General features: G+C 33.9%; 12 protein-coding genes. 11 read left to right on the top strand and 1 reads right to left on the bottom strand.

The window, feature by feature from the left end:
• From FS85_RS16690 to FS85_RS0103005, 3 genes are all read left to right on the top strand, one after another.
• Positions 1 to 400 (top strand): hypothetical protein (locus FS85_RS16690; RefSeq protein ID WP_010134540.1); only part of this gene is annotated, 400 nt, incomplete at its 5' end.
• Positions 401 to 520: 120 nt separating this feature from the next.
• Positions 521 to 1684 carry a carboxypeptidase-like regulatory domain-containing protein gene (locus FS85_RS0103010; protein ID WP_010134539.1) on the top strand — a complete coding sequence of 388 codons (1164 nt, stop codon included), beginning with the start codon at positions 521 to 523 and terminating at the stop codon, positions 1682 to 1684.
• A 120-nt stretch (positions 1685 to 1804) separates the two neighbouring features.
• Positions 1805 to 3205, top strand: coding sequence for a tetratricopeptide repeat protein (locus tag FS85_RS0103005; RefSeq protein ID WP_139062134.1), 1401 nt, complete (start codon positions 1805 to 1807; stop codon positions 3203 to 3205).
• A 63-nt stretch (positions 3206 to 3268) separates the two neighbouring features.
• Here FS85_RS0103005 and FS85_RS15030 read toward each other — a convergent pair whose 3' ends face one another.
• On the bottom strand, positions 3269 to 5848 hold the full coding sequence (locus FS85_RS15030; RefSeq protein WP_010134537.1) for a glycoside hydrolase family 3 C-terminal domain-containing protein: 2580 nt from the start codon (positions 5846 to 5848) through the stop codon (positions 3269 to 3271).
• A 222-nt stretch (positions 5849 to 6070) separates the two neighbouring features.
• Between FS85_RS15030 and FS85_RS0102995 the strand changes: the two genes are divergently transcribed.
• From FS85_RS0102995 to FS85_RS0102960, 8 genes are all read left to right on the top strand, one after another.
• A complete protein-coding gene (locus FS85_RS0102995) occupies positions 6071 to 6622 on the top strand; it encodes an RNA polymerase sigma-70 factor (RefSeq protein WP_029489228.1) in 552 nt (183 codons plus the stop codon).
• A gap of 131 nt (positions 6623 to 6753) precedes the next feature.
• Entirely contained in the window at positions 6754 to 7932 is a 1179-nt protein-coding gene (locus tag FS85_RS15025; protein WP_010134535.1) for a FecR family protein, read from the top strand.
• A 230-nt stretch (positions 7933 to 8162) separates the two neighbouring features.
• On the top strand, positions 8163 to 11462 hold the full coding sequence (locus FS85_RS0102985; protein ID WP_237706934.1) for a TonB-dependent receptor: 3300 nt from the start codon (positions 8163 to 8165) through the stop codon (positions 11460 to 11462).
• Between the two features lie 12 nt (positions 11463 to 11474).
• A complete protein-coding gene (locus FS85_RS0102980) occupies positions 11475 to 12947 on the top strand; it encodes a RagB/SusD family nutrient uptake outer membrane protein (protein ID WP_139062132.1) in 1473 nt (490 codons plus the stop codon).
• Positions 12948 to 13158: 211 nt separating this feature from the next.
• Complete coding sequence (locus tag FS85_RS0102975; protein WP_010134532.1) at positions 13159 to 13761, top strand: RNA polymerase sigma factor; 603 nt, start codon at positions 13159 to 13161, stop codon at positions 13759 to 13761.
• A 124-nt stretch (positions 13762 to 13885) separates the two neighbouring features.
• On the top strand, positions 13886 to 14965 hold the full coding sequence (locus FS85_RS0102970; protein WP_010134531.1) for a FecR family protein: 1080 nt from the start codon (positions 13886 to 13888) through the stop codon (positions 14963 to 14965).
• A gap of 117 nt (positions 14966 to 15082) precedes the next feature.
• On the top strand, positions 15083 to 18433 hold the full coding sequence (locus tag FS85_RS15020; protein WP_010134529.1) for a TonB-dependent receptor: 3351 nt from the start codon (positions 15083 to 15085) through the stop codon (positions 18431 to 18433).
• Between the two features lie 13 nt (positions 18434 to 18446).
• The gene (locus FS85_RS0102960; RefSeq protein ID WP_010134528.1) at positions 18447 to 19922 is read left to right on the top strand and encodes a RagB/SusD family nutrient uptake outer membrane protein; all 1476 of its coding nucleotides are present in this window, start codon (positions 18447 to 18449) and stop codon (positions 19920 to 19922) included.
• The last annotated feature ends 121 nt before the right edge of the window (positions 19923 to 20043 follow it).

The following is a 20043-nucleotide window of genomic DNA, read 5'->3' as shown; positions in this document are numbered from 1 at the left end:
CACAGCAGATTATTTTGGAAAGGCTTCAGCATTGTTATTGGATGATTATTTTCCAAATAAAAACGCACAATCTTATGGTTGGGCGATGTTTACCGACAAAGAACCCTTTGAAGGATGTGTAACTTTCGACCAGCAACCTGAGCTAAAAGAACTGATTATACAATGTGCTACCTATTATCGTTTTGGAAAAAATAACTTGGATAATGCGCAAGTTTTTGGCTCTAATAACAAAGAACAGTGGAAATTGATAGATCAAATTAAGTATAAAAAAGACAAACGTTTTACGAACAAATATGCCATTAACTTAAAACTAAAAAATACGCAATACAAATACTATAAAATAAAAGTAACTCCTGGTAGAAATAGACGTTTTTTTGTTTCTCAGTTATTCTTTTATTAATCCATTGGGTTTTGTTGGCGATTTGTTTTGTATAATTTATGATTTGTACCCTAAATATATTTTAAACACTTTTAGCTTTGTTTATTAGCTAAAAGTGTTTTTTAATTAAATAGATAAAATATGAAACTAAAAGTACTACTATGGATGTTGTGTTGTTTTGCTAGTGTGGTAAGTGCACAAAACACCAAGTTAAAAATTGCTGGAAAAGTTGTTGACGAAACCGATTTTGGAGTTGCTTTTACTTCGGTAACCATTTCTTCTAGTTATTTAGGTACAGTTTGTAACGATGAAGGTGAATTTACGTTATTGGTGCCCCAGACACATATAAAAGATTCGTTGGTGGTTTCTACCATTGGTTTTAAAACAGTTAAAATCCCTCTTAAAGATTATGTAAACAGCAATCAACAAAAAATAGTGTTAACAGAAGATGTGGTGAGTCTGGATGAGGTTAAGATATTGGCTCCAGAAAAATATGTGGATTTGGCCAGAAAGGCAATTAAGAAAAATACCTTAAGAAAAACGCATCAACTTCATATTCTGTACAGACGTTTTTCTACAGAAGATCATATTGCAAGATTTTTAGTAGAGCATTATATCAAAGCACTGGATAGAGGAATTGGAAGTCGTGGATTTGATGAAACTGTAGTGAGTGAAATTAGAAAATCTGGGGATTACCGTTTTTTAAAAAAGAAACAAAATTTTCATGCTATTGATGTAATGAACAATAGGCATCCAGTAAGAACACAAGAATACCGATATGGATATGAATGGAAAAAAACAGGAGGAACTACTTATGATGGAGAAGATGTTATTATTTTAGAAGGAAGATCGGAAAATAATAAAAATAAATTCATCAGGCTGTATGTAGGTTTAGACAACTACGGAATTTATAAGGTAGAAATGTCAGATTTGGATGCGGTGTATATTTACAAAAAACATCCAAATGGCAAACTGTTTTTAAGTTATCACAATCGAGAGTTTAAAAGCTGGATTGATGTATCGGAAGCACAGAAAAGAATCCTAAAAACAAACAAAAATAAAATAGAAGTATCTTATCGTCACGAAGCTATGGTCTTGGATGTAATTACAGATAGAAAAAAAATGGACATGAATGGTGTTGGCTTAGATAATAAAGATATGGGAGATTACAACTTGCCCTATCACCCCAAATTTTGGAAAGAATTGAATTTGCCACCAGCATCGGCTTTTTACAAAAAATCAGTAAAGGGATTAGAGTCTATTTATGGAGTGCCTTTGCAAGATCAATTTGAATATGCAAATTGATTCTTAAGTAATATAAAACGCACTGTTGTTTTTAATTAACTTTGCAGCATGTTGCATTCTTTTCGTTTTTTTGTATTTGTTTTTTGTTTTATAAGTAGTTGTGTGCTATCACAAAACAGCTTGCCAAAAGCAATTCAGCAAAACCTAAAAGTGGCAAAAGAATATACATCACAAGCAAATTACCCAAAAGCATACGATAAGTTATGGGAGGTACTTATCTTATCAGATTCGTTACAAAGTAATGAAGCAAAATACTTGGCTTACAAAAATTTATCACAGCTATATTCTATTTTTTACGAAAAAGAAAAAGCTTTTACAGCCATTGACTCTATGTTTGTTTATGCTAATAAAGCAGGAGTTTTAAAGCAAGCGTATACAAAATCTAATTTGTATTATGCAGCTGCTTTGACTTATAGAATGAATAATGAATTTACTAAAGCATCGAGGTATTTAAGGGTTAGCGAGCATCTTTTAGATTCTTTACATAGCTCTTTTAACGATCGGCTATATGTGCTTACCGAAAAAGCACATTTATACACTCTTACAAAAAACTATTCTGCTTCGGAACAGTTATTAATGCAGATTGCTCCAAAAATTTCAGAGACGCATCATTATGCTTCTATTGTAAACTCTATGTTGGGTGATTTGTATGTGCAAAAAGGAGCTAATAGAAAAGCGCTTCAGTATTTTAACAAAACACTAGAGATTTTATCAAAACAAAAAAATAGGGTAGGGCTAAAGGTTGATTTGTTAGAAAAAACAGCAAAATTAAATGAAAAGTTAGGCAACTATAAAACAGCATTAAAACAACTGACTCAGTCCAAAGCTCTGGGTGATAGTTTGTTTGGAGGGCAAAGTGAACGAAACAAACAATTGTTTGAGATCAATGATGCTTATCGAAAATCAATAGCAGTCCACAAACGAAGCAAAAAAGAACAAGAGTTAAGATTGATAAAGGCTGAAAAAGAAAAACTTAATTTACAATTGCTATTTGCGATTGTTTTGCTAGCCTTGTCTGGGGTAGCTACAGTTGTTGTTTTAAGATTGATTAGAAAAAAACACAAAGCAGACAAACAATTGGCTATAGAAAGAGCACAAGCAGAAATAGATATAAAAAAGAAAGAATTGGCGGTAACGGCTTTGCAATTAATGGAAAAGGATAAATTGCTAGCCGAAATAAAAAAAGGCTTAGATGCTGTAAAAAGAGAAGAAAATAAGCAGTCTGTAGCACAATTAAAAAGTACCATTAATGTAAATACTGCCAAAACTTGGGAGGAGTTTGAAACCCGATTTGTACAAGTAAACAGTTCTTTTTACAAGTCTTTAGGAAAAAAACATGCCAATTTAAGTAGGAGTGAACTAAAACTTTGTGCCTTAATAAAACTGAACTTTTCTACTAAAGAAATGGCTCAGCTCTTAGGAATTTCTGCAGATAGTGTAAACAAAGCTAGATATAGGCTTAGAAAAAAAATGGAACTGTCTAGAGATGCTAATTTGGTAAGTTACATCAACCGTTTTTAGTAAAAAAGCTCAGAAGATGTTGCATCTCTGAGCTTTTCTTTTACATAAATATACTTGATCAATTTAGTTAGATTGATTGCTAATTTTTGAAATAACAAAAGAAGCTTCGTTACCAGGAGGAATGATTTTTATGGATTGATGTACTACTTCTCCATGTCTTGTTTTGATTTTTAATCGCACAGGTTTTCCGTATTCTGGTGGAATAGGAATTTTGATTTTTAAACTTTTCTGACCATTTAAAATAGTGTAAGTTTTAATTGCGTTATCAGCCATAAAAGTTTCTATGACAGCTTCTTTGCTTGCAGATATAAAGTTGAGTTCTGCATCCCATGTATTTACATAAAAACCAGGATCAACAAAAGTAATTTCGTATTCAACCCACTTAGAAGAGTCTTCTTTTAAAGCATTAGAAGATTGCATATCTGATTTGTTTTGATACAAATAATCCCATTTTTTACCATGCTTTTCTTTGTCAAACACGTAGTAAGCACTTTTTTGTCCTACTTTAAGTTTTGGTAAAGTTCCTTTTTTTAACTCAATAGTTTTGGTAGTAACAATGGCATCACTGGCATTACCTACAAGTATCTCAAACTCTCCTTTAGCTACCATTAGAGCTTCTTTTTTTGTGTTGTAGTGAGAAAATGCTTCGTAAGGAATTTTAATTTCTACCCATTTAGAAGCTCCAGCTGCTACAGAAATACGTTGGAATCCTTTTAAGGCTTTCAAAGGTGTTTTTTCTTTTGATTTTACATCTCTTATATATACTTGTACAACCTCATCGCCTGCAACAGCACCTGTATTATTTACTTTGGCTTTAACGGTTACATATTCGTTTGCTTGTAGTGTTTTTTTATTTATACTAACATCGCTAATTGTAAAATTGGTGTAGCTTAGACCGTATCCAAAAGGATATAAAGGTTTTCCTTTAAAATACATGTAGGTTCTGTTACCACCTGCCATTTTGTAATCATGAAAATTAGGTAAATCCTTATCAGATTGGTACCAAGTAGCATTTAGTTTTCCACCAGGGTTTACATCACCAAACAATACTTTTGCCAAAGCAGTACCTTGCTCTTGTCCGTTGGGCCAAGCACAAACAATACCAGGAATATTTTTTTGTTCCCAAGTAACGGCAGTAGGACCGCTGGGTACCAATACTAAAATTACGTTTTTATTTACCGCTTGAACAGCTTTGATTAATTGGTGCTGATTTCCGGGTAATTTAATGGATTTTCTATCGGTATTTTCAGTAGAGGTCGTTTCATCGTTTCCTACGACTAAAATAACTTGTTCTGATTTTTTTGCCAAAGCGACTGCTTCTGCTATTTTTTGCTCATCGTCTTCTTTGGCAGTAACTTCACATCCTTGTGCAAAGCTTACTTTGGCATTGGTATAGGCTTTTATTCCGTCTAAAGGACTTACTTTGCTTTTTGGATGTCCTGAGTAGATTCCCATCCAACATCGGTCTGCAAAAGGACCAATCATAGCAATACTTTTAAGGTCTTTTTTAAGAGGTAATACTGCATCGTTTTTTAGCAAAACAATAGACTGTTCTGCTGCTTTTAAGGCTAGTTGTTTGTGGGCATCACATTCCAAAACACTTGTGGGGATAGCACTGTAAGGGTTTAGGGAAGGATCATCAAAATCACCGGTCATAAAACGCAAACGCAACAAACGTTTTACGGTTACATCCAATTCTTTTTCTGTAATTAAACCTTGTTGTAAAGCATCAGGAAGAGCTTGTACCATAGGAGCTTGTCTTACTTTGTTTCTAAAACATTCTTGATCAACACCTGCTTTAATAGCCATGGCAGCCGCTTGAGCTTGAGAACTTGCGTATTTCATACGTTTTTCCAGTCCTTGAACAGCAGCCCAATCAGCAATAACGTATCCTTTAAACCCCCATTCGTTTCTTAAAACTCCGTTTACCAGCCAATCGTGTGCAGAGCAAGGAATTCCGTTTAGTCCGTTCAAAGCAGTCATAATTCCTGTGGCTTCTTCATCAACAATACAGGTTTTGTAAGCAGGAAAATAATACTCGTACAAATCTTTTTTGCCAATGTTAGAATGAATCCATTCACGTTTGGTTTCTACGTTATTGGCAACATAATGTTTTACGGTAGTTACGGTTTTTACGTATTTAGGGTCGTTACCTTGCATTCCTCTTACATACATTCTAGCCATTTCGGACATTAAATGTGGATCTTCAGCATAACATTCTCCATTACGTCCCCATCTAGGGTCACGAGCCATATTTACTGTTGGTGAAAACATCATCACTTCTTTTTTACCTGCGTTTTTTAACGCGCGAGCTTCGTTAGAAATAGCAGTGGCTACATCAAACATTAAGTCTGGATTCCATGTAGCACCCATGGCAATATTTTGTGGAAATTGTGTACAGTTCCAGCTAATAATTCCGTGTAAAGCTTCTCCGTACCATTCAAAATAAGGAATTCCCAAGCGTTTTATTTCTGGAATTCTAGATCCACAATAGCTAATTTTTTCTTCTAGGGTCATGTTAGCTAACAAATCATTTACCCGATCTTCTATGCTTGCATTTGGATTTTTCCAGGTCTGAGCAATACTGCTAAAACTGAACAAAAACACAATAGCAAACAAAAATGCTGTTTTAAAAAGTTTCATAAAATCATTTTGTTTAATTGAACGATTTTAAAATTAGTACATCAATCAAATCCTTATAAATAAAGGCAATGGACATAAAATGGACATGGTTTATTTTTCTGTTTTTTTTGTTGATTTGTTCTAGTACAGCACAAAATTGATAAATCTACCATAGGATACAACAAGATTAAAAATAGGATTTGCCTATATTTGATGTTGACGTTTTATAAAGGGTTCTAGAGGTTGAAGAGGAAAAATTTATACGAATCAAATACGAATAAAAAAAGATATAACGAATTGTACAATGCGTTGTATAGCTCTTTGTGTGTTTTTTCGAATCAATATTTAGAGAATTTAGAAAAGTCAAAAGACATTGTTCAAGAAGTATTTATTAAAATGTGGAATCATGAAATACTATCTCAAGACCAAGATGCCATTAAGGCATATTTATATACTAGTGTACGCAATAAAAGTTTAGATTATTTAAAAAGTAAAGAATATAAAGTAAAAAGCACTGAGGTAGACATTGCGTTGCTAGAATCTGAAGATTATTTTGAGAAGGAAGTGTTGATAGAAGAAGTTTCTAGGTTGGTAGATCAAGCTTTAAACGTACTTCCATTAAAATGTAGAGAAATTGTAGAGCTTAGTATGAGGGGGCATCAAAACAATCAAATAGCCGAGGAATTACAGATATCTATCAATACCGTTAAAAGTCAGAAAAAGATTGCCTACAAAAAATTAAGACCCTTACTGAAGGGTTGCTATGCTGTATTTTTGGCTTATTTATTATGTTGATATTTGTGATATATGCATCAAAAATGACTTTTTTTATTAAAATGATAAAAAAAGTCATTTTTTTTTACACCCTGTTTTTAGAATACCTCGTTTTATTAACAAAAGAACTAGTGTCTTAGTGTAAGAAAAAAATGGATAGATTAGAAAAATTACTGAACGCAGCTAGAAAAATTGCCAAAGCTTTGCTAAAAAAGAAACAGATGTCATCAACAAACATATACGATTTGTTTGATGATGAACATGCGCATCAGGTAATGGAAAGATTACAAAATAAAAAAGCTAAAGAAAAAAGACAGATTCTGATAACAAAAATTGATGTGGACAAAAATAAGGATTGGCAAAAGATTCAGAATCAAATAAACAAAGAGACTAAAATTAAATATTTGCAAACTTTTGGAAAAATTGCAGCAGTGTTTGTATTAGGTATTGGTGTTTCATACTTGTATTTGTATCAAAAAAGAACTACGAGTACGGTGTTAGCCAAAAAGCAAGAACAAGAAGAAATTGTTTTAAAACTTGCCGATGGACGAGTAAAAGTAATCCATACCAACGGAGAAAGTAAGATTGTAAATGACCAAGGGAAAGTTGTAGGGATACAGCATGGAGCTGAGCTAAATTTTTCTACAGCCAGCAATTTTACAACCCAAGAGACTTTAACATATAATGAGTTGGTGGTTCCTTATGGAAAAACCTTTCAACTAACCCTTTCTGATGGAACTGAAATACATTTAAATTCTGGAACTCGTCTAAAATTTCCAGACACGTTTATTCAGGGAAAAAACAGAGAAGTGTTTTTGGTTGGAGAAGCCTATTTTAATGTAACGAAAGATAAAAAGCATCCCTTTATTGTAAATTCTAACGATTTAAATATAAGAGTTTTGGGAACCCAGTTTAATGTTGCTTCTTATCCTGAAGATATGCAAGTACAAACCGTTTTAGTTGAAGGTTCTGTTGCTTTGTACTCCGAAGATACAACCTACGATCAAAAAAATACATTTAAGCTTAGTCCTGGAAATAAAGCAATGTGGAGCAAAGAAGCTGATGAAATTTCTCTAGAAAAAGTAGACACTTCTATTTATACAAGCTGGATTCATGGAGAAATTGTTTTTGAACATGTTAAGTTTAAGAACATTGTAAAAAAACTAGAAAGACACTACAATATTAAGATAGAAAATCACAACCAAAAACTAGCCGAACAAGTTTTTACAGCCACTTTTGATATTGAAACCATAGAAGAGGTTCTGGCTTCTTTTCAGACCAACTTTTCCTTTACTTATAAGGTACAAAAAAATGCAATTACAATTAACTAACAAAAACAAACAACTAAAAACACAGAAAAATGAAATAGCAAGGTAACCACAATTTTTAAAAAAGTAACACTCTATAAAAAAGTAAAATCGGAAAATGCTGCCACATTTTCCGAAAAAACATATAGGGTGATTTAATCAGATTATTAAACCACTTAACGTATTACAAAAGTATGAAAATCCTAATGAAAATTAAGGAGCTGCCTGACAGTGCCTTAAAACTAGATTTGAAGATGAAATTAACAATCTATTTATTCTTATTTTCTCTTTTTCAGATTCACGCAAACTCTTACTCTCAAAACGCTAAAGTAACACTAGAGCTTAACAATGTTAGTGTAAAAAAAGTATTTCGTGCTATAGAAGCACAAACAGAGTTTAAGTTGTTGTACAACGATAATGAATTAGATTATAAAAAGAAAGTTTCTGTAAGTGTAAGGAATACCTTAGTTACAGAAGTATTAAATAACCTATTTAAGGGCACAGATATTAACTACAAAACAGTAGGAAAACAAATTGTATTAGTAAAGGAACAACCTAAAAAAGTACAGGCTGCTGTGTCAGAAAATCAACAACAGATTTATGTAAAAGGAGTTGTTAAAGATGAGTTTGATATGCCTGTTCCTGGAGCTAATGTCTTGGTAAAAGGAACCGATAGAGGAGCCATTACTGATTTTGATGGAAACTATCAAATTCGTGTTGATGATGCAAATTCTGTCTTAGTTTTCTCGTATGTAGGTTTTAAAGAAAAAGAAGTTGTTGTAGGAAGTCAGAAAACAATCAATGTAATTTTAGAGCAAGATGTAAGTGAGCTAGATGCTGTGGTAATGGTGGGATATGGAACGGTAAAAAAATCGGATGTTACAGGAGCAGTAGCTTCTGTGGCTACAGAAGAAATTACCAAAACTCAAAACACTTCTATTGCACAAGCAATTCAAGGTAGAGCAGCGGGGGTTTCGGTATCTAAAAGTTCTGGAACACCAGGTGCTACACCTACGGTAAGAATTCGTGGAGTTGGTACGGTAAACAATGCAGACCCATTATATGTAGTTGATGGGGTGCCAATTAGTGATGTATCGAACATTAATATGGAAGATGCTAAATCTGTTGAGGTGTTAAAAGATGCTTCTGCTACAGCTATTTATGGATCTAGAGGAGCAAATGGAGTTATCTTAATTACTACCAAAGGAGGTAAAAAAGGAAAACCAACCATTTCTTACAAAGCTTATTTTGGAGTAGAAGAGCGTGTAGATAATCTAGACGTGTTTAATGCAGAACAATACGCTTCTATTTATAACGAAGCTTTAGTGAATGATGGAAAACCTATCAATAATGACTTTGCAAATCCATCTAATTTAACTACTTACAATTGGAAAGATGCTGCTTTTCAAACAGGAATGCAACAGAACCATCAACTAGCTATTTCTGGAGGAACAGAGAAGTCTACATATTATGTTTCTTTAGGGCTAATTGAGCAAGAAGGTATCGTAAAAGAATCTTCGTATAAAAGAACTAATTTTAGAGTGAATAATACCTATCAAATTAAACCTAAAATTAAGATAGGGCATAACATTCAATATGCTTACTCAGACAGGCTATCTGTTCCCTTATACGGAGGAAACTCTAATACCAAAACTTCATTTGTAGGGTATGTAATAGATCCTGTTTCTCCTTTATACAATCAAAATGGAGATCTAACAGGAGCTTTGTATGGTTCAGGTTTAGAAATTAATCCTTTAGCCTTAATTAAATATGGAAGATCTCCACAAATACGAGAAAACTTTTTTGGAAATGTGTTCTTAGAGGCACAAATTATGGATGGGTTGGTGTTTCGATCTAATTATGGTTTGGAAATTAACAATACCAAAGTAGACAATTACAGACCTGCTTTTTTTGTACAACAGGCATATAACAACCCTGTTAGTACATATAATTTAGCTAGAGCAGAAAATAGAGTAATGGTGCTTTCTAATACTTTAAATTATCAAACTACTATAGCAAAAGATCATAGCATTAATGTATTGTTAGGACAGGAAATACAAGAGCTGGATTACAATAATGTTTCTGCCGCAAGGAGCGATATTCCAGAGAGTGTTGCCAATCCAACTTTAGATGCAGGAGATATTTCTACAGCAAGTAACGGAGGGGGTATTTCAGAATCTAAACTTTTATCGTTTTTTGGTAGGTTTAATTATAATTACAAAGATAGGTACTTGTTAACAGGGACTTATCGTATGGATGGATCTTCACGTTTTGGAGCAAATAACCGTTGGGCACAATTCCCTTCTTTAGCTGCTGCTTGGAACTTACATAACGAAGATTTTTATCAGATAGATGCAATCAATCAATTAAAGTTAAGAGTAGGATGGGGAGAAACAGGAAATCAAGACATTCCTAATTCTGCTGTTTTTAATACTCTTAATATCGGAACCAATTATTTGTATGGTAGTGACGAGGCTACTGCACAAGGTGTGGCTCCGTTACGACCAGGAAATCCTGATTTAAAATGGGAGACTACCGTTACTAAAAACATCGGAATCGATTTAGCTTTGTTAAAAAACGCTATTACGTTTAGTGCAGAGTATTTTGTTAAGAATACTACAGATATGCTGTTGGCTACTCCTATATCAGAATTGTCTGGATACGCAGAAAATCCATATACCAATGCTGGTGATATAGAAAACAAAGGATTAGAATTAACGGCAAGTTATAGAAAAAACATCAATGATTTTTCTTTTCAAGTAGGAGGTAATATTTCGTTTATCAAAAATAAAGTCAAAAAATTAGTTTCCGAAGGGAGTATTATTCAGACTGGAAATGCTAATCAGTTGTACAATATGAGTAGAACTGAAGCAGGACATTCTTTAGCATCTTTTTATGGACTTAACATGATTGGATTGTTTCAAAACCAAGAAGAAATTGATAATTATGCAAGTTTACCGAATGCAAAACCAGGAGATGTTAAGTACGAGGATCTTAACGGAGACGGAGAAATTAATGATGATGATAGGATGTATATTGGTTCTCCTTTTGCAGATTTTACGTACGGTATCAATTTAGATATGCAGTACAAACAATTCGATTTTACAGCATTTTTTCAAGGATCTTATGGAAACGACGTGTTTAACTCTACCAGAAGATTGTTAGAAGCAGATTACAATTCTAACTCATCAACAACAGTATTAAACAGATGGACAGGAGAAGGAACTTCTAATTCTGTTCCTAGAGTTACGTTTGACAACGCAGGAAACAACGCACGTTTATCTAGCCGTTTTGTAGAAGATGGTTCTTATTTAAGATTAAAAAACGTACAAATAGGATATAACTTTAGCAAAACGTTATTAAAAAACACATTGTTAAGTAAGGCACGTATTTACGTTGCTGGTCAAAACTTAGTAACGTTTACAAACTATAGCGGTTTAGACCCTGAGCTGGGGGTAGATACATCTCAAGCAAGTCCATTAGATATTGGAATAGATAGAGGTAGGTTTCCTACTGTAAGAACGTATACTGTAGGATTGGATATTAATTTTTAAAGTATTGAAAATATGAGAAATATATTTAAAATAAAGCAAATAAAATTTATAGCATATATAGTGTTTATGGGTGTTGTTAGCACATCTTGTACAGACGAATATTTAGAAATTAGTGCTTATGGAACCCCTGTAGAAAGTAGTTTTTATAAAACACCAGAAGATGCAGAACAAGCATTAAACGCAGCGTATTCACCAACAAGAGAAATGTATGGTAAAGAGAATTTTTGGGCGGGTTTTTCTACAGACATTTGTTTTGGGGATGCAGGTACTGATGATATGTTAAAAGGAGGAGCGAACCCCGCAGATAATATCCATTTGTTTGAAAAAGAGAATTATAATATCACTTCTTCAAATGTTGCTGTCTCAAGAATTTGGCAGGTAAACTATAAAGGAATTCTATATGCAAATTTGGTTTTAAAACATATTCCAGCAATTGAGTTCACAGATGAAGAGAGAAAAAAAGAAATTTTAGCTGAAGCATATTTTTTAAGAGCTTACTATTTTTTCGATTTGGTAAATACTTATGGAGGAGTACCTATTGTAGACAAACCTCTTAAGGTAGGAGAGTTTAACTTACCAAGGGCCACTAAAGAAGAGACCTATGCTTTTATAGAAGAAGATCTTAAAAAAGCCATTGCAGACTTGCCTTCTAGATTTAACAAAGGAACTGATTATTTGGGGCATGCAGACAAAGGAGCAGCCTTAGGGCTAATGATGCGTGTCTCTTTGTATCAAAACAAAATGAATCAGGTAAAAACTTATGGAGAACAATTTTTAACGCTTCCTTATACGCTTCCAGAGTATGATAAAATTTTTAAACAAGAAGGCGAATGGAACAGTGGTTCTGTTTACGAAATTAACTTTGCTACCAACACCAGTAATGTCGGAACTTCAATACCAAGATACCTAACCGTTCGTTCCGAAAAAGGATATGGATTTATGCAAATAAAAGAAGATTTAAGAAATGAATTTGAACCCAACGATCCCAGATTTGATGCCTCCTTTTATAACGTTCCTGGAGGTTATGGTACAGAATGGTATAACAAAAAATATTCATGGGCTCCACATAGCGACTATGCATTTCCTACTGTAGGAGGAATAAATAACAGTGCAAATAACATTAAAGTAATCCGCCTGTCTGATGTTTTCTTAATGTATGCAGAAGCTATTTACGATACCGACCCTTTAACAGCTATAGAATATGTAAATAAAGTACGTAGACGTGCAAGAGGAAATGAGTTGCCAACTGTAGTGCCAGATTTGCCTTTAACACTAAGTGGGCAAGCTTTGCTTGATGCTATTTATCACGAAAGGAGAGTAGAATTGGCTGGGGAAGGCTTTCGTTACCACGATTTAATACGTACTGGTAGAGCCGAAGCTATTTTAGGACCTTTAGGTTTTCAAGCAGGAAAGCATGAAGTAATGCCATTGCCTTTTGACCAAATTCAATTGTCTCAAGGAGTGTTAGAACAAAATAATTATTAGTAAGTTTAGTTTTCTTTTTTATACACGAAGAGGTTATCAGTTAGTTCTGATAACCTTTTCTTTTTTTAATGTTTTGTTATGCTGTTTTAAGCTTATTCTGTTGTGTATATAAACATATAGACAATTCAATAGGCATATTTTTTAGTACTTTAGCTTTTGTACCTTTTGAATTTTATGGTAAATATTGCTTGAAAAGTATCCAAATTAGACTATGAATAGAGAAAAAAAAGAGGAATTAAATGCCACTGCTTATCAAGATCAATTATGGTTGTCGTTTGTAAAAGGCAATCAGGATGCATTGGGTAAGTTGTACGATTTCTTTATTGATAGTTTGGTCGCTTACGGCATCAAATTATGCGGAGATAAGTCGTACACCATGGATTGTATTCATGATTTGTTTGTAGACTTATACAAATATCAACACAAGCTTAGTGCTAGTACAGAGGTTCAGTACTACTTGCTTTTAGCATTGAAAAGAAAAATTAACAAACGATACAAGCAAAAAGAAGTTATTCTAGAACCCGAAACGTATCAAAAAGTGTTACATGCCAAAGGGATTGTTCCATCGGACGAGCAATTCATCGTGGAAAAAGAAGCTTATGATCAAAAGTTGTTGAGTTTGGAAAAAGCAGTTTCTCATTTAACCAAAACACAACAAAAAGGAATTGTTTTGCGTTTTAAAGAAGAAAAATCTTACGAAGAAATAGCTGCGACCTTAAAAGTTTCAGTTGCCTCTGCTAGAACCATTGTATACAGGGCTATTAAGGCCTTAAGGGAATACTCTTTGTTCCTGATTGTATGGTTGTTTTTTTGAAAAATCAAAAAAAATAAAAATTTATTGTCTATATATTAACAATGTAGTGCTTTGTATGTATATATGGCAGTAAATATTTGGTTTTTTTAATACAGGCTGCCATGGTTATATCTAAGATTTAGGGATGAACGAATTTTACAAATCAAAAGAAAAGCAGCTAACTGAGATTGAAAAACAGTTGTTAAAAGAGCGAATTTTTACTTCAATACGTAGAATTCGTATAAAAAGAAAACTCATTGGGGTTGGAATTGCAGCTTCTATTGCGTTGCTCATTGGGTTGAGTTTGTACACGCAAAATAATACAAAAGGCACAAAAAGTGAGCTGCAAAGAATGGCCCAACGTTCAGTTATGGAACCTACCCAGGCCACAGATAAGATAACGTTGATTTTGGATGAAGGAAAAGACGTTACCATAGATACTGATGAAAGTGAGATTTCGTATTCAAAAACAGGAGAGCAGGTGCGTATCAACAACCAAAATACAGTTGTGCAGCAAAACACTTCAGCTATCAGAACTGCAAAGTTCAACACCTTGGTGGTTCCTTACGGAAAACGAACTGCATTAACACTCTCGGATGGAAGTAAAGTGTGGCTAAATGCGGGATCTAAGTTGGTGTATCCTGTTGCTTTTGGTTCTAATAAAAGAGAAGTGTATTTAGTAGGTGAAGCTATTTTTGATGTGATTCATGATGCAAATCGACCTTTTAAAGTACTATCAAAGCATCAAGAAATTGAGGTGTTGGGAACAGTGTTTAATGTAAACAGTTACCCAGATGATGCTTATAATTTTGTGGTGCTGAAAGAAGGAAGTGTTAAGGTAAGTCATGAAAATAGAGAAAAAGGATTTTTTACGTCTAAGAAGAAAAGTTTTATCATCAAACCAGGTACGATGAGTAAAATTGAACTCACAACGGGTAGAGTAATGAACAAACAAGTAGTTGTGTCTCGTTATTTTGCTTGGCAAAAAGGACATATGATTCTAAAGAACAATCAACTTGATTACATTCTTAAAAAGTTGTCAAGATACTACAACATTCAAATAGAACTTGAGAAACCATCCCTTGGGAAAGAAACTTTTTCTGGAGCTCTTAATTTATCTGATAGTTTAGAAGAAGTGTTGGGTATTATCAGCAAAAGTAGCGATACAGAGTATGTGAAAATTAACGATCGTCATTATAAATTAAAGTTTAATTCAAAAAAATAATATATGAAGTAACACAAAAAAAAATCCAGAAGATGTTCCCGCATCTCCTGGAAAAAAAGAGAAATAACGTATCGTTTGTAAACGATAAACATTATTAACTAATTGAAATTTAAAATTATGAATAAAATCTTTTATCGACTAGATAAACAGAAAAAATGTGTGTTGTCTAGTATCGAGTGGAAAATTATGAAAGTCTTTTTATTGTTTATTGGAATTGGGTTGGGTTCAGTTTACGCCAACATTCCCTATTCCCAAGAAAAAATAGATTTGAATGTGAAAAACATCTCTTTAGAGAAGCTTTTTAAAGAAATTCAACATAAAAGTAAATATATTTTTTTCTATAAAGATGAAATTATAGACAAGAATATAAAAGTTACGCTGCAAGTTAAAAATGCAGAGTTGCAGGAGGTTTTAAGTAAATCGTTAAAAAAAACAAATTTAGGGTACTTTATTTCAGACAGACAGGTGGTAATTAAAGAAAGGCAGTCTGTTAAACTTAGTAATGAGCAACAGCAAAAAGTGGTAAAAGGAACTGTAAAAGATGAGTTTGATATGCCTATTCCAGGAGCCAATGTTGTGATAAAAGGAACCAGTCGTGGTGCTATTACAGACTTTGATGGGAACTACGAAATTCGTGTTAACAACCCTAATGCAATTTTAATTTTTTCCTATGTGGGTTACAAAGACAAAGAGGTAAAAGTGGGTTCTAAAACGATTATAAATGTTGTGATGGAACAGAATGTAAGTATGCTAGATGCTGTGGTAATGGTTGGGTATGGAACGGTAAAAAAATCAGATGTTACAGGAGCAGTAGCCTCTGTAGCAACAGGAGAAATTACTAAAACTCAAAATACATCCATAGCTCAAGCAATTCAGGGTAGAGCTGCGGGAGTTACGGTGTCTAAAAGTACAGGTACACCTGGAGCAACCCCCACAGTTAGAATTAGAGGTACAGGAACAATCAATAACGCTGACCCGTTGTATGTTGTAGATGGTGTGCCTATTAATGATATCACGACCATTAATATGGAAGATGCCAAGTCCGTTGAGGTTTTAAAAGATGCTTCGGCTACAGCAATCTACGGTTCTAGGGGGGCAAATGGAGTGGTTTTGATTACCACAAAAGGAGGAAAAAAAGGAAAACCTACCATAACGTATAGAACATATGTGGGGGTGCAAGAAAAAGTAAACAACGTAGACGTGTTGAATGCTGAACAATGGGCAACCTTATACAATGAAGGGTTAACAAATGATGGTGAGGCAATAGATCCTAGCTTGGCTAATCCGGGTTCCCTAAAATCTTACAATTGGAAAGATGCGGTTTATAGATCAGCAATTCAACAAAGTCACCAATTGTCTATTTCAGGAGGTTCAGACAAGAGTACGTATTATATTTCTTTAGGGCTTATAAATCAAGAAGGAGTAGTAAAAAACTCATCTTATAAAAGAACCAATTTTAGAGTAAATAATACCTATCAAATAAAACCTAAAATAAAAATAGGGCACAATTTACAATATGCAAAAGCAGACAAAGTAACAGTGCCTGAGTATAGTGGAAATGCATGGCCAAGAGCTGCTTTTTCAGGGTATGTGGTAGATCCTGTTACACCTATTTATAATGAAGATGGAAGCTTTGGAGTGACCAATTATTCTACAGCTATCAACCCGTTAGGTTTGGTAAAATATGGGCAAACTCCTCAGATTAGAGAGAGTTTCTTTGGGAACTTATTTTTAGAAGCAAAACTAATGGAGGGATTGACTTTTAAGTCAAATTATGGTTTGCAAGTAAACAACACTAAAGTGGATAATTTTCAACCAGCATATTTTGTAGCTCCTACTTATTTGTCTAATACGAGTTTTTACAAATTAAACAGAGCAGAAAACAGGGTAATGATTCTTTCTAACACCTTAAACTATCAAACTGAAATTAATAAAAAACATAGTATTAATGCATTGTTGGGGCAAGAGGTACAAGAGTTATCATATAACAATGTAAACACCCAACGCAATGGAATTCCAGAGAGTGTGGCCAATTCTACTTTAGGAGCTGGGGATGTTTCTACCGCTTTTGCTGATGGTACTATTACAGAGTCTAAATTGTTGTCTTTTTTTGGTAGAGTAAACTATAGTTTTGATGATAGATATTTGTTAACGGGAACCTACCGTTTTGATGGATCTACTCGTTTTGGTGCAAATAATCGTTGGGCACAATTCCCTTCATTGGCAGCAGCTTGGAACTTACACAAAGAAGATTTTTACGATATCGATTTTATCAATCAATTGAAATTAAGAGCAGGGTGGGGAGAGACAGGAAATCAAAATATACCGAATACTGCTACCTATAATACCCTAAATATCGGAACCAACTACATGTATGGTAACGATCAGTTAACCGCGTTAGGTGTAGCCCCTTTGCGACCAGGAAATCCTAATCTGAAATGGGAAACTACAGTAACCAAAAACTTTGGTCTTGACTTAGCCTTGTTTAGCAATGAACTTACTTTTTCTGCAGAATATTTTATAAAAAATACAACAGATATGTTGATGGCTACCCCTATTTTGACAAATGCAGGATATAAGCAAAACCCGTTTACAAATGCTGGAGATATTGAAAATAAAGGAGTAGAAATTACAGCGAATTATAAAAAAAGATTTTCAGACTTTAGCTTCAATGTTGGAGGGAATATTTCATTCATCAAAAATAAAGTAATTAGATTGGCTGATGAAGGAAGTATTATTCAAACAGGAAATGGTTCAGGTTTTAAAAATATTGCCAGAACAGAAGCAGGGCAACCTTTGGCTTCTTTTTATGGATATATAATGGATGGTATTTATCAAAACCAAACCGAAGTTGACAATGGACCTACTTTCTTGAATTCACAACCTGGAGATATAAGGTACAAAGATTTAAATAATGATGGAAAAATTGACGATCAAGATAAAACGTATATAGGTTCTCCTTTTCCAAAGTTTACCTACGGAATTAATTTAGACATGGAGTACAAGCAATTTGACTTTACTGCATTTTTTCAAGGAAGTCACGGAAACAAGATTTTTAATGCAAGTAACTATTACCTAGAAGGAGATTTAGGAACTAATTTAAAAACCAATATGTTAAACCGTTGGACAGGAGAAGGAACATCAAACTCGGTACCAAGAGTAACTTTTGCAGGAAATGGAGTCAATACAGCACTGTCTAGTCGATTTGTAAAAGATGGGTCTTACTTACGATTAAAAAATGTTCAATTGGGTTACAGTTTGCCTAATGAATTGCTTGACACAATTTTCATCACCAAATTAAGAGTTTATGCAGCAGGTCAAAACCTACTGACATTTACTAATTATGATGGATTAGACCCAGAAGTGGGAATTGATTCTTCTCAAAACAATCCTTTAGATATTGGTATCGATAGAGGTCGTTACCCGTCTGTAAGAACTTTTACGCTAGGATTAGATATTAACTTTTAAAACCATGTTGATGATGAATTTATATAAAACCGTTATAAAAAGTATAAAATTAAGTTGCCTTGTTCTTTTTGTGGGAATGGCATCTTGTGAGGATGATTATTTAGAAATAGACGCTTATGGTTCTCCGCTGTTAAATAACTTTTATAAAACTCCTACCGATGCAGAACAGGGGTTAAACGCAGCCTATTCTCCTCTGAGAGAAATGTATGGCGTTGAAAATTTTCTGGCTGCAAATTCAAATGATTTGATTTTTGGAGATATAGGTACTGATGATATATTAAAAGGAGGAGCACGTGTCAATGATGGTCCGCAATTATTTGAAAAAGAGACCTATACATTGCAAACGTCTAACAATTCGGTAACGGCTATTTGGGCAGTAAATTACAAAGGGATTTTGTATGCCAATTTGGTATTACAAAAAGTACCTGATATTGAGTTTGAAGATACATCCAAAAAAGAAGAAATATTAGCAGAAGCTCATTTTTTAAGAGCGTATTATTATTTTGATTTGGTGAATTCTTTTGGAGGAGTTCCTCTAATTACAGAACCACAAGAGCCAGGTAGTTATGCGGTTCCACGAGCCACAAAAGAACAAATTTACGAGTTAATAGAAGAGGATTTAAAAGTAGCTATCAACGTTTTACCTTCTAGGTTCGATAGAGGAAATGCATCTTTTGGACATGCAGATAAAGGTGCAGCGCTTGGGTTGATGATGCGAGTATCTCTATATCAAAATAAGATGAATCAGGTAAAAACCTATGGAGAACAATTTTTGCTAATCCCAGGTTATGCTTTAGAGCCTGATTTTTCAAAAATATTTAGCCCTGAAGGAGAGTGGGGTACTGGTTCTGTTTTTGAAATTAACTTTTCTACCAATACCAGTAAGATGGGAACGCTTATTGGTCGTATGTTAACACCTCGTAGTAAAGGGGGGATTGGATTTGGTCAAATAAAAGAAGATTTAAGAAATGAATACGAAATCAATGATCCTCGTTTAGATGCTTCATTTTACAACGTACCTGGAGGGTATGGTACGGAATGGTATAATAGAAAATACGCTTGGGCTCCTTATAGTGAATATCAAAAACCGAATGTTGGAGGTGCAGGAAATAGCGATATGAACATTCGTGCAATTCGCTTAGCAGATGTGTATTTGATGTATGCAGAAGCTATTTACGATACTGATCCGTTAACAGCTATAGAGTATGTAAATAAAGTCCGTACCAGAGCAAGAGGAAATGAATTACCAACGGTGGTGCCAGACTTGCCATTAACGCTTAGCGGTCAAGCTTTGTTGGATGCGATCTATCATGAAAGACGTGTAGAGTTTGCAGGAGAAGGGTACCGCTACCACGATTTAATACGTACTGGAAGAGCCGAAGCTATTTTAGGACCTTTAGGTTTTCAGGCTGATAAAAATGAAATTATGCCAATTCCTTTCGATCAAGTACAACTATCACAAGGAGTATTAGATCAAAATAGTTATTAGTAGTATAGTAGTTTTAGTTTAGTTAAACCCGACCAAATTAATTTAGGTTGGGTTTTTGTCTTAAATTTTTATTTTAGGAGATATCTCAATCACAAAAAAAGCCAACTAATTAATAAACTAG

Source organism: Ochrovirga pacifica (genome assembly GCF_000220525.1).
Lineage (GTDB): Bacteria > Bacteroidota > Bacteroidia > Flavobacteriales > Flavobacteriaceae > Ochrovirga > Ochrovirga pacifica.
This window is presented reverse-complemented; position numbering and strand designations above follow the sequence as displayed.

Bases quoted from the DNA above. Each gene is read 5' to 3' on its own strand.
- FS85_RS0102985 (WP_237706934.1), top strand. From the start codon at position 8,163: ATGAAATTAACAATCTATTTATTCTTATTTTCTCTTTTTCAGATTCAC.
- FS85_RS0102975 (WP_010134532.1), top strand. From the start codon at position 13,159: ATGAATAGAGAAAAAAAAGAGGAATTAAATGCCACTGCTTATCAAGAT.
- FS85_RS0102960 (WP_010134528.1), top strand. From the start codon at position 18,447: ATGAATTTATATAAAACCGTTATAAAAAGTATAAAATTAAGTTGCCTT.
- FS85_RS15025 (WP_010134535.1), top strand. From the start codon at position 6,754: ATGGATAGATTAGAAAAATTACTGAACGCAGCTAGAAAAATTGCCAAA.
- FS85_RS0103010 (WP_010134539.1), top strand. From the start codon at position 521: ATGAAACTAAAAGTACTACTATGGATGTTGTGTTGTTTTGCTAGTGTG.
- FS85_RS15020 (WP_010134529.1), top strand. From the start codon at position 15,083: ATGAATAAAATCTTTTATCGACTAGATAAACAGAAAAAATGTGTGTTG.
- FS85_RS0102980 (WP_139062132.1), top strand. From the start codon at position 11,475: ATGAGAAATATATTTAAAATAAAGCAAATAAAATTTATAGCATATATA.
- FS85_RS0102970 (WP_010134531.1), top strand. From the start codon at position 13,886: ATGAACGAATTTTACAAATCAAAAGAAAAGCAGCTAACTGAGATTGAA.
- FS85_RS15030 (WP_010134537.1), bottom strand. From the start codon at position 5,848: ATGAAACTTTTTAAAACAGCATTTTTGTTTGCTATTGTGTTTTTGTTC.